The organism is Bradyrhizobium sp. UFLA05-109 (genome assembly GCF_054185165.1).
In genome coordinates this window covers 69507-84323 of record NZ_JBBIAR010000009.1, presented here as the reverse complement: position 1 = coordinate 84323, position 14817 = coordinate 69507, and the positions used below count along the sequence as shown (strand labels likewise).

The window sequence follows — 14817 nt, the reverse complement described above, 5'->3', positions numbered from 1 at the left end:
CAGGCCGGCAGCAAACAGGGAGGGTCGAATGGCTGATCTATGGAGTTTGATCAAGAGCTGGGTGAAGACCGAATCCGACCACTACGTTTATGCAGCAATACCCGCTGAAGGCGCTACCGCCTTAGTGCCGATGAAGAGCTATTTCCGCATCTTTATCGCGGACATGTTCCTTGCTGAGAGTGGCAAGTGGTTCACACAATGGTATCCATCGGTAACCGGCACGGTGAAGCTAAAATATGCCAATCAGGAAATCTCGCTCAATGCCATCACGGAGGCGCCAAAAAGCGCCGTGGCAAAGGGTGTAAAGCTCAACTACAGACTCATGGATCTGACGCCGTTCAACGGCGGCCTGGTCGAGATCGCTGCCGCGCTGGTGGCGGTGCCTGGCAATAATCTGCTCAGCGCAGCTGTCGGCACGCTGAGCGATTTCTCTTCGCTGATCGCGGCGCCGCTTGGGCCTGCCATCCCGATCGCGCAAAAGGTCCAGACCGGGATTCAAAAGTTCCTCGATGATGCCAATGGCGGCGTGCATTTGGGACTCCATCAGACATTCACTTCGGCGGGGGGCGATGGCGCGAACCCGCTGGTTCCTGGTTATCTGGCAGTCGTGCTCGCTCCCACTAAGGACATCGCCAGGGAGCGTTTGTCCGTCAAGGACGATCGACTCTTCTACGCCCCGCGCGCGGGAGCAGCGGCGCAGCCGCTCACGGGCTACGACTACATACTGTTGCGCATCGAAGGTCGTACCGAGCGAGACGACTGGCGTTTGAAGAACATCTCAGATCCCCTAGGCAAAGCCATAGAGGCGCTTCTCAAAGGGGAAGATAAGGAAGCCGAGGCCTTTCGCGTCATGGCGATCACCGCCGCTTGGCAGTCGGACGACCTGGCCGTCGGAGACCGACGCCGTGTCGTGCAGGCCATCAAGGCAGAATTGGAGGCCGTCACGAAGGAGGGCAAGCAGGCCGTTGGGGATGAAGCGCGATCGCTCGCCGACATCGTCAAAGTGCACGCTATAAGCGCGGAATTGGCTAATAAGCTGCTGCCGATCACGCTCGAAGAGGCTCTGTCCGAGGGCAATTGACGATTGCGGTGCGCGGCGAGAAATCGCCGCAGGTATTTTCAACGCAGCGCAACGAGGAGAGGGTTAAGACTAAAATCTAGGAGCCTCTCGAAACCGGGGAAGAGGCCGCAGCTCCCGACTGTCGGCGCGCCGCTAGCTAAGCGTGCCGGCGCTGGTCAACCGATGCCGCACCCGATTTGGAGCAGCTTTGGCTCGGCTGGAAGGCACCTGGCTTCCTAACCCACCGCACCAAATCATTGAAATCGCAACAAATGTGACGGCCCTCCGAGCGTACCCTAAGATCGCGCATCTTGCGTCCGTCGATCTCCAGACCTGTTGTCGGGCCCTTGTCCGTCGCAGGCTCGCTCGTCGTGAGCGTTTGGCCTGGCTCAGTAAGGCTAACTTCGGTGGATGAATTTCACAGGACGCCCCTACGCAACGCGTGGGCTAAGCCTGTGAGATTCCGAGCCCGGTTCCGAAAACTCAGAGCGGAGGTGTGATCGCGGTCGGGCCATGGTAATCCGTATGCGGGTCGGCAGCCGTCGCCACGGTCACACTGACAAGAGAAGGTTCTGTAACGATCTCAACAAGCGAAATGGCTGTGAATTGTCAGAATGCGCGTTGAGCGAGCGAAGGGAAATTTGGAGACTTCCAAACTCGATACTAGGGTTCTCTTCACCCGCTCCAACGCTCCACGAACCCTTTACACCATTGATCATCATTCGCGCCATCAGCGGGCCAACCACTGCGCAAGTGTGATTTTTTCTACGAAAGGTTGACAAGTCGCGAGATTAACATACGCTCCCGTTATGGCTGAATGAATTTTCGCAATCTATTTTTGGTATGTATATCGATGCGTCTCGGGTTTGACGGCGCAACACAACTGATTGAGCCGAAGCACGCTTGGGCAAGCTTCGGCGGGACGAAGCGCGCGTTGTGGCTTTCCCGTTCTCTTTGTTTGGCTCCAGCTGTCGTTGCCGGGATCGCGCTCTCCCTTTGCGCTCGGCACGGTGCGAACGCAGCTGCAAGCCCGGATCAATACAGTCAATGCGGTAAACCTCGTCGGCGGTTCTGCGCTGGCAGTCTCCGGTATGCTGTCATACGGCCATCTGATGTTTCAAATCGCGTAAACAGCGCTGCCGCCCGACTCGGCGTGCTGCTGGCAACGATCGTCGTCGGCGCGCTCGCGCTGGTCCTGAACAGCAGTTCCGGCAATTTCAACGACTTCATCACACGTGTTGCATGGGAATTGGGTGTGCCCATCGGCGGTCAGGCGATGACGGCCTCATTCGGATCGGTGGTGACGTCGCTCGGAGTATCGGTCGTCAAATGACAACGCTGCTTTAGCGCGTAAGCGGATCGAAATCGTTGGGTTGAACTCGGGGAGGAAGACATGCCCGTCGCCGATGTTCTGGGTCCTCTACAAGTTCTGCCGCTAGCGCGGGCTGGCGCCGCCGCCGCTGATGGCGGAGCACCATCTCAATCGCTGAGCGGCTTCTCGGTCGAAATACAGCAACAGTCCGAATGGTGCTGGGCGGCGGTGAGCAGCAGCGTCGCGAGCTTCTTTGGTTCGAGCGCATGGACGCAGTGCTCCATCGCCTCCGGCGAGCTCGCCCCGCTCAACTGCTGCGGCGGTGATGCTTCAGATGGCTGCAACCAGCCATGGTACCTCGACAGGGCGCTGACGCGCGTCGGTCATTTCGATCACATCGCAGCTTCGGACGCGACCTTTGCCGTCGTGCAGGGCGAGATCAACGGCGGCCGACCGCTCGGCTGCCGAATAGCTTGGGCGGGCGGAAGTGCTCACTTCGTGGCACTCGGTGGATGGAGCGTCACCGCCGATGGCAGCCAATATGTCATGGTCTGCGATCCCTATTACGGGCCGACGACGAAAAAATACGCCGACTTCGTTTCGGCCTACATGACGACAGGTGATAGCTGGACGCACAGCTACTTCACCGGCTTGGCCGGCAATGTTGCTGCTGCGGGTGGCGCCGCGCCCGATCCCAATTCACCCAAATCCTGTTGAGGTTGGGAGATGACGATCAAACTGCCTTCCGGACCGGCGCGCGGAGTGGACGTCGTCGCGCGTGCCGTCAACGACCTAATGCCCGATCAAATGGCGGTATTGTCTGCCGCGGGCGGCGGCGCCGCTCCGCATGCAAGCCAGCCGATACGGCGCTATTTCGTGAAGCTCTCCGATTTGATCGACGTCCATTTTCTGGAGAGGGCCCAGCCAATCGGGTGGCGCTATCTGGTGCTCGGACCTAACCCGCTCGCTGTTGCCGACCTCAAGGAGGAGACCGGCGGCGAGGCGGGCTTCGACAGCCTGATACGGGGTGGCTTCGCTAGCCGATTGGCCGAAGCGGCCGAGTACGCCGCTCAACGCTATGAGGCGAATCCGATCGAATACGAGGTGAGGGTTCTTGAAATTCCCTCGATCTACATGTCCGCTCTCTGGTTGCACGGTCCAAAGGACATCTTCATTCCGCTGACCGACGGCAGCGCGAAGAAATCGCTGCCGCCGCGCGAGGACCCCGGCTTCATTCTGCGAGCCGTTTCGGCCGCCGCGACCAAACGCAAGCAATCGAAAGAGGAGGACAGCATGACCGATCCTGACATTCACGCGCTCCAGCAGGCGATTGAAGCGCTAATGAAAGCGGCGGTCCAGCTCAACGAGACCTCAAGGCAACTCAGCCAGATCAAGCCGTCGACGCCAGCTGCCGCCGCGGCAGCAGGCGGTGAGGGTGCTACGGCGATGCAGTTGAATGCCGATCAGCGCTTGATTTGCGAGCGTGTGATCAACTGTTTTGAAACCGGATCGATCCAGGGCGACTACAGCGACATCACGATCTTCCACGACGGGCCGGGGATGATTCGCCAGATCACTTACGGCCGCGCGCAAACCACCGAATACAGTCACTTGCAGGAACTGGTGAAGATGTACGTCGATGCCGGCGGCCAGTTTGCTAACGACCTGCGGCCTTACATCGAAAAGATCGGAGTCATTGCGCTGGTCGACGACGCGAACTTCAAGAACCTGCTTCACCGGGCTGGTGCGCAGGATCCGATCATGCGCAAGACGCAGGATGTATTCTTTGACCGCGCTTATTTCCAGCACGCGCTGAATTGGGCGCAGACGAACGGCTTCTCGCGCGCCTTGTCGATGCTCGTCATTTACGATTCACAGATTCAGAGTGGTGGGATCCTGTCGCTCTTGCGGGCCCGTTTTCCGGAACCGATCCCGGCGCGGGGCGGCAATGAGCAGACCTGGATTCAGCAATATGTGAATGTCCGCAATGACTGGCTTGCCAACAATGCGAACCCGATCGTGCGCAGCACGACCTATCGGACGCGGGACCTCGCGCGCGAGATCGCGCGCGGCAATTGGGACCTCGCCATAACGCCGATCTCTGCCAACGGCGTGCCGGTTGACGCACGCCCGCTGGCCGCGGGGGCGGCGCTCGCCGGCGGACTGCCGCTAGGCGTGCCGTACATCGGACAAGCCGGCGTATCCTTCGGCGGCGATGATCCGGCAGCTCCCTTGCCCGGAGAGGTCGACGACCTCACCGAGGGGAGCTACCTCGCGAACTTCGGTGAGAGCAGCGTGATGGATCTCGCCCCGCTAGCTGGAGGACCAGCAGCGGCGCCACGCCTGACGCTGGATATGAACCGCATCTGGGCTTTCCTGAAGAGCTGCGAGACCTCGAACCCGCGTGTGACCTACGGTCTCGGAAAAAAGGTGCCATTCCTGGGGGCGGTCCCGGGGCGGGACTTTACTGCAGTGGATTGCAGCGGCTTTGTGAGGGAAGCGCTGCGTCTGGCCACAAACCCGGTGATCGCCTTCCCGGACGGCTCGGTGAACCAGCATGATTGGATCCGAGCGCACGGGTTTGCCAAATCCTCTCCTGCCGAGGCAACCCACAGCGACGGACTGGTCCGGATCGCCTTCCTCAGGCCGCAGGACACCTTGAGCCACATTGGCCATGTTCTTCTAATCTCGGGGGCGAAGACCATCGAATCCCACGGTGGCGGTGTCGGGCCGGACTCACGTGCGTGGACTGCCACGGGCTTCCAAGCGAGCACGTTTGTCTATGTCCTCGCGCTTGATAACACGTCAGTTGCGGGCGGCGCGGCGGCCGGACTGGCAAACGCCGGTGCGTTAGTTCCTGCCGTTCAGACCGGACCGCGGTTTTGGGGACGGTCGGGATAGGCCGGCCGGGGGAATTCGCCAGTAACGAGATGGCGAGGGCAGTTCTCGTTTCCGTCGTCGATATGCCGGCGCTCGATTACGCATTTCGTTGGATCGCAGATCACAAGGGAGCGGTCATGGTGAAGCGGACCAAAGGCAAGCAGAGCAACGGCCCGGACGTGGCCGCGGTCCTTCAGCAGGTTGCGGAGCTGATATCGTCAACCAATGACGAACTGCAGCAATTCATGCGTGCCAATGCCGCCTCGAGCGTGATACCCGCGGCCGGCGCGGCGAGCCAACAGGTCAATAGTTGGGATGACCCGTTCAGCGAAGCGGTTGCGAGCGTCGATCCCGCAATCGCTGCGCCGGCTGCGGTCCGGCTTGAGACTCTAGATTACCCGACATTGGGAATACGCATCGCGGGGAGTACGCCCGCGAGTGGCCTCTACAATCCCGGCACAACGGCATTTCGCTATTGGGTGGCGGCCGAGGCGTTGTCGCGCGGGATTAATTTCTGGGGTTCGCTCCTGCCGTCCGCCACGACCTGGTCGACGGCAAACCCCATGCAGGTCTCGCTGGTCGAGGCGGGCGAGCAATTGAACGCAAACTATACGCGTACTTTCGGCCTCCGGTTCTATCGGCAAACGGTTCGTAGCTTCGACATCTACTCGTGCGAGAGCCCCGATGTCGTATGCCACGAACTTGGCCATGCGGTGTTGGATGCATTACGACCGCAGCTTTTCAATGCAGCAAACACCGAGACCTCTGCCTTTCACGAATCCTTCGGTGACATGAGCGCTATACTGTGCGCATTGCAGATCCCTGAGATGCGCAAGCGGGTCGTAGATGAGACCGGCGGGCGCCTCAACATCAACTCGAGGCTCTCTCGTCTGGCCGAGCAACTCGGTTGGGGTATCCGTCAAATCTCGCCGCGCAAGGTGGACCGCGACTGCCTGCGCAATGCAGCGAACAGCTTCTTTTACAAGAGTGCGGATCTGCTGCCGCCGGTGGCGGACGCCAATCTGCTTTCGAGTGAGGAGCATTCATTTTCGCGCATTTTCACGGGCGCGTTCCTGGACGCGCTTGCCCGGATGTATTCGACGAGATCGCCGCGGGACGATGCTGCCCTGCTGGCCGTGAGCCGGGATATGGCTCAGCTTCTGATCGACGCCATTCACGGTGCGCCGATCGTCGAGACTTATTTCAGCCAGGTAGCCGCTTCGATCGTGCAGGCGGATCAGGCCCGGTTTGGCGGTCGATACAAGGCGGAATTGACCGGCGCGTTTCTCGAGCACGGCATACTTTCCGTCGCTTCCGCCTTGCAGCTGGGAACCGCGCCGGTGCCGACCGCCATCGTTCCCGCTCAGCGCGCCGCATCGGCGGCTGGCGGTGGTGGTCCCATCCTCTATTCCTACGAAGACAGACTGGCCGACGATGCTCATTTGCGTGGTCTTGGTGACACGCCAGAGCTTCCCATTCGTCCTTTGACGATTGCGGGCGGCATGGTCCTCAATGTGCATGCGACCGAGGAGCCGTTGCGGTTTTCCGTGGCCTCGGCTGCAGCTGGCGGCGCATTGCGTGTTGCGGATGACAGCTACGACAAGACCACTGCTGCACAAAGCTTTGTCGAGGGATTGATTCAGCGCCAACAGGTCGACCTTTCAGTTGAGACAAAATCGATCACGTCTGCCGGAAAGAAGGACGCCAGCCGCATGACGCATGCACTGGTCCAGGAGGGCGGGAAGATGACCCTCAAGCGTATTTGCTTTAGCTGCGGTTCGACCGGGCCAGCCCGCGTTTCCTGCACTCCAGACTAGAGGCGTTGCAGATCGCCGTTCGGGTAAAGCAGCCAGCTTATGTTGGGCGGCAGGCTGCGCAATTGATCGTCCGTCCAGTTCTCGTCGACCGGCGCCACCTTCTGTTGCGCCTTCAGTTTGTCGAGAAATTGCGCATCATACTTCGTAGCAGGGATGCGCTCGGCGCGAACTGGATCGTGGTCATGAGTTTCCGGGCCCATTTTGCCATAGCTCCAATTGTCCGCGCGGCGGCAACGCACTGTGGAAGCTAATCTCGACTGTCGTTATCTTGCAAGGCTTGGTCTTGAGCTTTGGTATTGCACGGCTCGGGTCCCTGCAAGACATAGGGCAGAAGCAGCCTTCCATCCGCCAAAGTAATGGCAAGTGGGTCTGTATGGTTCCATCGCCTTTGATCCATTGGCGTGATCGGCGATCTCGCGCAAGCGCTATTCCCGCCGCCGCGCCGAGCAGTGCAAATAGCACGCCCGACCGCGCATGGCGCGCCGGTCCGGGAGGAAAGACGCTCGCAAGAGCCATGATCGATCCCTACGTTTCGATGACGGCCGTCGTTGAATGTCTAAGGGGGAATGTGCTTACCGCTAAGGAGCGGCGCCCTTTGCCAGGGTCTTGGCTATGGCAATCCGCATTTCCGGCTCCGACTCCGCTCTCCAAAGCTGCAGAAAGTCGGTGGTGATCATGGCCCTGTTTGCAGCACGCGAAACGAGGTCGGCCGCAACCTCTACTTCGAGGCTTCGTCTCGCGCCATCGTTGATTGACGCCCGAAGGCGGCGATTGATGTCATCTGCCGACGGTTGCCTTGAAGCGTACCAGCGAGCGGCCAGCCCGCGCAGAATCTGTATCCGATCCACCAGATCGGTCCGGCTTTGCGCGATATTGGCGAGTTGCTCGATCCGATCCGCCGGAAGCTCGTGGTCCTGCGCGTATCGTCCCAACGCTACCGCGGCGGCATCGCCGTTGGCGGTGATGATCGTTTCCCCCCAATAATTTACCGACGGCGGGGCAAACCTAGATAGGGGCGAGAGACGGTCGAAAAGGACCTGGAGCTGCGCGTTTTCGAGTGATTGGTAACGCGACGCACATCCAAGCGCGGTAGCAAAGTCGGACATGGTGCGCTGGTTTGCGGTGTTCGATTGTAACCACTGTTTGAGACGCTCGCGCCGATTGGAATCCAGTAATACAGAACACGCGAGTAGCCGTACGGCGACGAGTTCGTCGAAGTCGGAGTCGGTTTTTTTCTGTCCGATTTTCGTTTCCAACCATGCCTGTATCGGCTCCGAGTAACCACGGATCGCTCCGATTTCGCGCAACAAGATCTGAGGTAGGTGGTCTACATCTAGACCCTCACTCGAGGAGTCGATCCAATTTGCAAGCCGGGCCACAGCATCTTGGTCCAACTCGCGGACGCGCGCCAGAAATCGAAGTGCCTCGGCGGCAAAGATGTGACGTGGAAGCTCCTTGTTCGGGTCATAGGTGAAAAGGACATCCCATAGGCCCTTCTCCGCTACGCGACTTTCTTCTGCCGAGCCGATAGCAGCGATCAGGAAACGGGCATGTACCGCGCACCAGCCGTCGGTCCCTTTCGGCAGAAGTTGTCTGGAAGTGGTTGCCAACGCTTGCCGATCGTCCGTACCCGCGACGATGCGGAGGGTCGCCATCGCGAACGTATCAAACTCCCTGCGTAGGACGTCCGGGTCCTTTGTGTCGATGGCCCGGTACGCTGCCAGTCGCATCAGCTCCATCAGCCGCGTAGCTCGGTTGATGGAATCCTTGGGGGCCGTCGCGGCTGCCCAAGATACCTGTGCATCGAATGCGTCGGGTGGAGGGGAGGTAAGGGTGAAGTCGACGATTCCGGTCGCGTCGCAGGGGACGTCGACCCTTAGTTTCAGAGGATAGATTTGTTGCCCGATCACACGAACATCGGAATTTCCGAGCAGCGCGAGAAACGTAGCTTCAAGAAGAGGAGGAGCCTCCTTGTCTGGATCGAAAGACGGTTTCGCACCTCGTGAGAACACCAGAGTAGATTTCTGATCGGCCGCGTTGAGCATCGGTTCGAGAGACGACAGCCACGTCCGTAAGCCGTTTTCATCGGTGTGAGTACGGAAACCTACGATCTTCGCTTCAGCCAAACGTCGAGCTCCGTCGTCGTTCACGCGGTCGACCTGGTCGAGCCGTATTCCTGTGTCGACTGTCGAGGGATGTAGAGGTTGTAGCTCGAACGTTTGCCTCAGGCCCGGACGCACCAAAATGGCGCCGGTCGGCGCCACGGCTACGTGGTAGACAAGGGCATCGAGACCGACCAGGATCAGCACCGCCACCAACATGGCGCCGACGAGATAGCGTTTTACCCCGGAACGGACTGCTTCCGCGACGGTCAAAGGGCGCCCGAGCGAGCGACCGAACACGGTTGGGAGCCGAATTTCTTGAGTGGCCACGCCGAACGTGACTGGCTCCTGCACGGCGCCGTCCTTCCTGGTCGATGCAAGAAGCGGGACCTGCTGGCGTAGCGCCGGAAAAAGGGCGCCCTCGACATCGACGTAGCCCATTGAGTCCGCGACGGCAGAGCCGACGGAAAGCGCTCGGATCAACACGTCCGAAAATATCGATCTCTTCAGGCCGGCGTCCTCCCACGATCGTTGGTTGGATCGCGCGGATGCAACGGCGAAGCGGGCGCTGGCGCGCTCAAGGTTTCGGAAGAAGCCGCTTGAGGCGACTACCGCCTCGGCAAAGCAGCAGTCGATGATCAGCATCGAGTTCGGGGCGTCGACAATGCGGAACAACTCATCTATCCGTGCACCAGTGAGGCTTGGATCGCCCGCACGAGCGTCGAAGAGACAAAACCAGCCTCCGACCGGCGCCAATCCCGCCTCTCCGTGCCCAGAGAGATAGAGTACGAATAGATCCGGCCGCCCGCGCGATACTATCTCCGCGGCGGCTTCGGCAATGTGTTGCCACTCGGCCTGGTCATCGACCAGCAGCCGATGCCTTTCATCAGGGCCTCCGCCATCGTCCGCACCGCGCGCGTACAACGAAAATGCGCGAGCGTCGTCCTGGGCGTACAGAAGGCGCATATCGCTCTTGCTGTACTCCTCGCGGAGGTACTGGCCGATCCCCACCGAAATCGACGCTACAAGCAACTCCGTACCTCACCATCTGAAGAAATCGATGATGTCTCTTCGAACGCCTTTCCCGCCGGGGTTGGCGATAGTGGTAGTCAGCTTTTGCAGGATGAGAGGGGCCGACAGGCCGACGTGAAGCGCCACGATGCCCTCTGCCTTCGATCCGAAGTACAGAACCGCAAAAACGCCACCTACGAGCGCCATTGCTAAGGACGTAATCCAGTACTGGGCTGTGCTCGCGTAGTCGGGCCATCGGCCGTCCCTGCGGATTGCGTACCAGTGGACCAATTCGATAAGGATGCCACCGAAAAAACCCGTCAAGAAAACCTGCAAAGCAGAGTTTAATGTCATCGGATACCTCCTTTTATTCAGCTCTTCGAGGCAAAGGCGAATCGAACGCTCTTCACCCGGCAGATGGAGATACGCGCAACGGCGCTGACGGACGGCGGCGACGGGTAACCCAAGTTCATCGCTTTGCCGGCGGACCGCCAGCACTATGCATGGTGAATTTGCTTGCTGGCGCGGTGTAGGTCAAGCGAAGAGCAAGCGTTCCGAGCGCGATTGCAAACTTCTCAAGAGCTACGATCACTAGACGGCTATTGCGATCGTGCAGGAAAACTGCGGGTACGACCGCCGTAGCGCGTTAAATGATCGCGCCCACGAATATGATCAAGCCATAAAGGCTAAGGCGAGCGGGATGTCTCCAACACGCCGACGGGGGGGCTCCGCGCGCTGTGGCCAGGCTAGGCCGCGTGGGTCGTCCGGCCAACTGCCGCTTCAGACTTCATCGCCGTGCGAACGCGTCTCCATCGCCATGTCTTTCGCTCTCCTCCGGTCGATACGGGCGGTCTATCCGTGCACTAGGCGCGCGGCGCTCCGGCCGCTCGCCACCTTGCTGATCGCCTTCAGTTCAAGGTTGGATTGCTTCAGCCCACGTGCCTTCGACGTCGATCGCTGAATTCGGCTGACCGCCAATTAGATTGTGAGACGGTATGATCGACAGTGCTCTACGAAGGTGAAACGCCGAACGCATCGTGAGTTGTGGCCTCCTGCGCCGACGATTTTCTTTGCGATGAGATCGGTGTGGCGCAGCGTGCGCGACATCTCGCCGCTTTCCCGCGCCATATCCAAAAGAACGAAGCAATCCTGCGGGTTCGCCGCAAGAAGCGCGCGATACGAACGCAAAGGCCGACGTGTTCAAGACCAGCCCTCAGAACAAGTCTGGCTCGATGAATTTTACGAGCATTGTCGAGGTTAATACTAACTCCGCTCTGTCGGCGCGGCAGACAACGCGATCCTTGTTAGAGCGATCTGGATGATGGATTGCAGTGCGGCTCGCACTCGAACTGGAAGTGGAATGTGACGATTATCCTAGCCCTGCTAGGGAGCGCAATCATCGGACTGGCGACGGGACTGTTCTTTCGGGTCTGGGCGATGGTGCTGGTGTCTCCGGCGAATGCGGTCCTCGCCGCGATTGTTCTTCAGGCCTCCGGCTTTGGCTTCTTTGCTGGCGTGTCCGTCGTCATCGGATGCCTCGTCGTTGGCCAGATCGCCTACATGCTGTCAGCGTTCTGCGTGCATAAGGAAGACATCTCAGTTCATGACGAAGCCTACGGCGACCCAGGCGTACACCGCCATCAGGATGTCCGCGACAAGCACCAGTAGCGCAAGACCCGTCCAGGACGGCAGCTTTCGGCGCAGCCGGAGGGTTTTTCGCCGTGTCAGCAGACGGCCCCGTAAGAACGGAGGTGCGCAACCGACAGCAATGCCAGCCGCACCTTTTTGAAACACCATGGATCTCATTGCGGCACACCTTTCAATGCTAATGGCCGGTTTACCGTCTCATCAGCAAGAGCAGTGCCAGTGCGGAGCATGCGCGGCAGCGGCGCGGCGGCGGGGCGGAATGACAGCGTTGGAAGTGTGGCACGGAACCTGCGTGTCAACGTGGCATGGGCGGCCTCAGGCACCCGAGCCGGCAATGCGAGAGTCGGATCGTCCGCATGAGGAGGGATCAGCACAGCCTCGATCGATTCCCCGTGTAGGCTCACGAAAGCGGATGCGGCCGCTTATTGCGGCTGTTATGAAGATCATTCCTAACCACGTGGCCCCAGTCGCTCCAATTACTCGTCTGCGCCTGTGAAGTCCCACTCGGCAAAGTTTTGGCCGGGCGCATTGATGAATTCCGCGCGGGGGCTATTTGAACATCGACTTACGACGCCGCATCGCCGGGCCGGCAGTTCAGCACCTCGGATCTTTCAGGTTTTGATCGCCTGGTAGCGCTCGTCGGCTTTCTCAAGGCGCTCCGACGACATCTCTCTCTCAGCTCCGCCTTTTGCGCCGTACCGCGCTAGAGCGATCGCGTCCGAAAGCTCTGATGCGGCTGGCGAGTAAAGCCTCTCACTACACGCGACGAATCAAAATTCAGACTCTCAGTCTAAGACCGCGCCGAGGTAGGAATGGCCATTCTGGATGAAGCGCAGCATGCACAATCCTCTGGATTTCTTTGCGGCGCCCCGGAATTTCGTGCAGCCCATACTGCCCGGATGGGTGTTTGGTCGTGTTACCAACATCACCGAGCAGAATTCAAGCGCGCCTGATACCGAACGAGAGATTGTCGCCGTGCAGAGCTACGGTCATCAGCTGGGCCGGGTCATGGACGCTGTTGCCATTCTCGTCGCCGACCTGCCGAAGGAGATGCAGGATGCGACGGCTTTCGAAGAATTCACCAAGATCCATCGCGAGATCAATGACATCAAGGCACAAACTGCAGCCCGACGCCGCGACCGCATTAGAGCGAAGTTGTGTCGGAGGGAGCCGGAAATCAGCAATCGTTGGGATCGGGCATCCCTATTTCGAAGAGCATCTTTGTTCGAATAGCATTCCTTGCCAAAGAGATGTTTCTTCACCCGGAAGACTCAGTTCGTTTCGACCGGATACCCATCGAAAATAGGTTTCCGGATGGTGCCTACAAGATTCGGTAGATGGCTAAAGCCAAATTGATGCCCTAGGGTCCGGCCGGGGATCATCTCGGCGAACAGAAATGAACGCAAACGCACGTGAAGCCGCTTCCCGCAGCGCCTGCAGATCACCTTCCCCCGCGTGGCGCTGGCGAGGCTGGAATTCAAGGTGGCGTTTGGTTCGATCTTCCAGCGCTTTCCCGCGCTGCGCCTCGCCGTAGCGCCTAAGAACTGAAGTTGCGCAAGGAGATCATCACTGGCCGGTTCGAGTACTTCCCGGTGCTCTGGTGATGCGCGGGACGCCGCCGCGGTCGCGATCTTGTCTGCAATTTCCCGACGCGCTTAGCGCGCGCCGGCAGATCAGCCAACCGACAGGTAACCAAGATGGACGTGCAAGAAACCACGGCCGCATGCCGGGACGCCTTCGCCGAGCTGGCGTCGCCAGCGTGCAGCCACGACCCTTATCCGTTCATGCGCTGGTTGCGCGAGCACGATCCGGTGCATCGAGCGGCGTCGGGCCTCTTTCTGTTGAGCCGCCACGCCGACATCTACTGGGCGCTCGAGGCCACGGGCGATGCATTTCGGGGACCGGCGCCAGGCGAACTGGCGCGCTATTTCCCGCGTGCGGCGACCAGCCTGTCGCTCAATCTGCTGGCTTCCACGATAGCGATGAAGGACTCACCGACGCATACGCGTCTGCGCCGGCTGGTCTCGCGCCATTTCACCATGGGCCAGATCGACAACCTGCGGCCGAGCATCGTGCGCATCGTCGCAGCGCGCCTGGACGGCATGGCGCCCGCGCTGGAGCGCGGGGAGGCGGTGGACCTGCATCGGGAATTCGCCCTGGCCTCGTCCATGCTGGTCTTCGCCGAACTGTTCGGCATGCCTCAGGACGACATGTTCGGGCTCGCCTCGGGCATCCGCACCATTATGGAAGGCCTGAACCCGCACGCCAGCGATCCCCAGCTCGCCGAGGCGGACGCGGCCAGCGCCAGGGTGCAGGCCTACTTCGGCGGCCTCATACAGCGCAAACGCACCGATCCCCGCCACGACATCGTGTCGATGCTAGTCGGCGCGCGCGACGACGATGTCGAGACGCTGTCGGATGCGGAGTTGATTGGCATGCTGTGGGGCATGCTGCTGGGTGGCTTCACCACCACTGCTGCGACAATCGACCATGCGTTCCTGGCCATGCTGGCGTATCCCGAACAGCGGCACTGGCTGCAGGGAGACGCCGTGGGCGTGAAGGCATTCGTCGAAGAAGTCCTACGCTGTGACGCGGCCGCCATGTTCAGCGCCACTCCGCGTATCGCCCAGCACGACATCGAACTGGGCGGCGTGGTGATCCCGAAGAACGCGGACGTGCGCCTGCTGATCGCGGCCGGCAATCGCGACCCGGACGCCTTCGCCGATCCCGACCGCTTCGATCCCGCGCGGTTCTACGGCACCACTCCTGGCATGTCGACCGACGGGAAGATCATGCTGACCTTCGGCCACGGCATCCACTTCTGCCTCGGGGCGCAACTGGCCCGGGTGGAGTTGGCCGAGAGCCTGCCGCGGATCCAGGCGCGCTTCCCCGGGCTGGCATTGGCCGAGCAGCCGACCCGGGAGCCCTCGGGGTTCCTTAGGACGTTCCGCGCGCTGCCGGTGCGGCTGCATGCTCAGGGGGGCTGAG

The 14817-nt window shown here is 60.3% G+C and carries 11 protein-coding genes and 1 pseudogene; 9 read left to right on the top strand and 3 right to left on the bottom strand.

The annotated features are described in order from the left end of the window. The first annotated feature begins 28 nt into the window (after nucleotides 1-28). The 5 genes from Q3C01_RS08610 (at nucleotide 29) to Q3C01_RS08590 (ending at nucleotide 7069) form a co-directional block, all read left to right on the top strand. Nucleotides 29-1081 carry a hypothetical protein gene (locus tag Q3C01_RS08610; RefSeq protein WP_458144891.1) on the top strand — a complete coding sequence of 351 codons (1053 nt, stop codon included), beginning with the start codon at nucleotides 29-31 and terminating at the stop codon, nucleotides 1079-1081. A 1132-nt stretch (nucleotides 1082-2213) separates the two neighbouring features. Next, a complete protein-coding gene (locus tag Q3C01_RS08605) occupies nucleotides 2214-2393 on the top strand; it encodes a hypothetical protein (protein ID WP_458144890.1) in 180 nt (59 codons plus the stop codon). 60 nt (nucleotides 2394-2453) lie between these two features. Further along, nucleotides 2454-3089 carry a papain-like cysteine protease family protein gene (locus tag Q3C01_RS08600; protein WP_458144889.1) on the top strand — a complete coding sequence of 212 codons (636 nt, stop codon included), beginning with the start codon at nucleotides 2454-2456 and terminating at the stop codon, nucleotides 3087-3089. 9 nt (nucleotides 3090-3098) lie between these two features. Then, a complete protein-coding gene (locus tag Q3C01_RS08595) occupies nucleotides 3099-5273 on the top strand; it encodes a chitosanase (protein ID WP_458144888.1) in 2175 nt (724 codons plus the stop codon). 29 nt (nucleotides 5274-5302) lie between these two features. Continuing rightward, entirely contained in the window at nucleotides 5303-7069 is a 1767-nt protein-coding gene (locus Q3C01_RS08590) for a gluzincin family metallopeptidase (RefSeq protein WP_458144887.1), read from the top strand. On the opposite strand, the gene Q3C01_RS08585 is transcribed toward Q3C01_RS08590, so the two are convergent. The 3 genes from Q3C01_RS08585 to Q3C01_RS08575 form a co-directional block, all read right to left on the bottom strand. Continuing rightward, nucleotides 7066-7269 (bottom strand): hypothetical protein, encoded by a 204-nt coding sequence (locus tag Q3C01_RS08585; protein WP_458144886.1) that lies wholly within the window; start codon nucleotides 7267-7269, stop codon nucleotides 7066-7068. The genes Q3C01_RS08590 and Q3C01_RS08585 overlap by 4 nt on opposite strands. Before the next feature lie 378 nt (nucleotides 7270-7647). Next, on the bottom strand, nucleotides 7648-10203 hold the full coding sequence (locus Q3C01_RS08580) for a caspase family protein (protein WP_458144885.1): 2556 nt from the start codon (nucleotides 10201-10203) through the stop codon (nucleotides 7648-7650). Between the two features lie 9 nt (nucleotides 10204-10212). Beyond that, nucleotides 10213-10680, bottom strand: coding sequence for a hypothetical protein (locus Q3C01_RS08575; protein WP_458144884.1), 468 nt, complete (start codon nucleotides 10678-10680; stop codon nucleotides 10213-10215). 864 nt (nucleotides 10681-11544) lie between these two features. On the opposite strand from Q3C01_RS08575, the gene Q3C01_RS08570 reads away from it, so the two are divergent. From Q3C01_RS08570 to Q3C01_RS08555, 4 genes and pseudogenes are all read left to right on the top strand, one after another. Continuing rightward, nucleotides 11545-11850: a hypothetical protein gene (locus Q3C01_RS08570; protein ID WP_458144883.1), complete on the top strand. Its 306-nt coding sequence runs from the start codon at nucleotides 11545-11547 to the stop codon at nucleotides 11848-11850. 804 nt (nucleotides 11851-12654) lie between these two features. Then, nucleotides 12655-13062 (top strand): hypothetical protein, encoded by a 408-nt coding sequence (locus tag Q3C01_RS08565; protein ID WP_458144882.1) that lies wholly within the window; start codon nucleotides 12655-12657, stop codon nucleotides 13060-13062. A gap of 222 nt (nucleotides 13063-13284) precedes the next feature. Further along, nucleotides 13285-13433 (top strand): annotated as a pseudogene (locus tag Q3C01_RS08560) (cytochrome P450); the annotation flags it as partial. Between the two features lie 93 nt (nucleotides 13434-13526). Next, entirely contained in the window at nucleotides 13527-14816 is a 1290-nt protein-coding gene (locus tag Q3C01_RS08555) for a cytochrome P450 (protein ID WP_458144881.1), read from the top strand. Nucleotide 14817: the final 1 nt, after the last annotated feature.

Coding starts and splice junctions, on each gene's coding strand:
- Q3C01_RS08610 (WP_458144891.1), top strand. CDS start 29: ATGGCTGATCTATGGAGTTTGATCAAGAGCTGGGTGAAGACCGAATCC.
- Q3C01_RS08600 (WP_458144889.1), top strand. CDS start 2,454: ATGCCCGTCGCCGATGTTCTGGGTCCTCTACAAGTTCTGCCGCTAGCG.
- Q3C01_RS08595 (WP_458144888.1), top strand. CDS start 3,099: ATGACGATCAAACTGCCTTCCGGACCGGCGCGCGGAGTGGACGTCGTC.
- Q3C01_RS08590 (WP_458144887.1), top strand. CDS start 5,303: ATGGCGAGGGCAGTTCTCGTTTCCGTCGTCGATATGCCGGCGCTCGAT.
- Q3C01_RS08585 (WP_458144886.1), bottom strand. CDS start 7,269: ATGGGCCCGGAAACTCATGACCACGATCCAGTTCGCGCCGAGCGCATC.
- Q3C01_RS08565 (WP_458144882.1), top strand. CDS start 12,655: ATGAAGCGCAGCATGCACAATCCTCTGGATTTCTTTGCGGCGCCCCGG.
- Q3C01_RS08555 (WP_458144881.1), top strand. CDS start 13,527: ATGGACGTGCAAGAAACCACGGCCGCATGCCGGGACGCCTTCGCCGAG.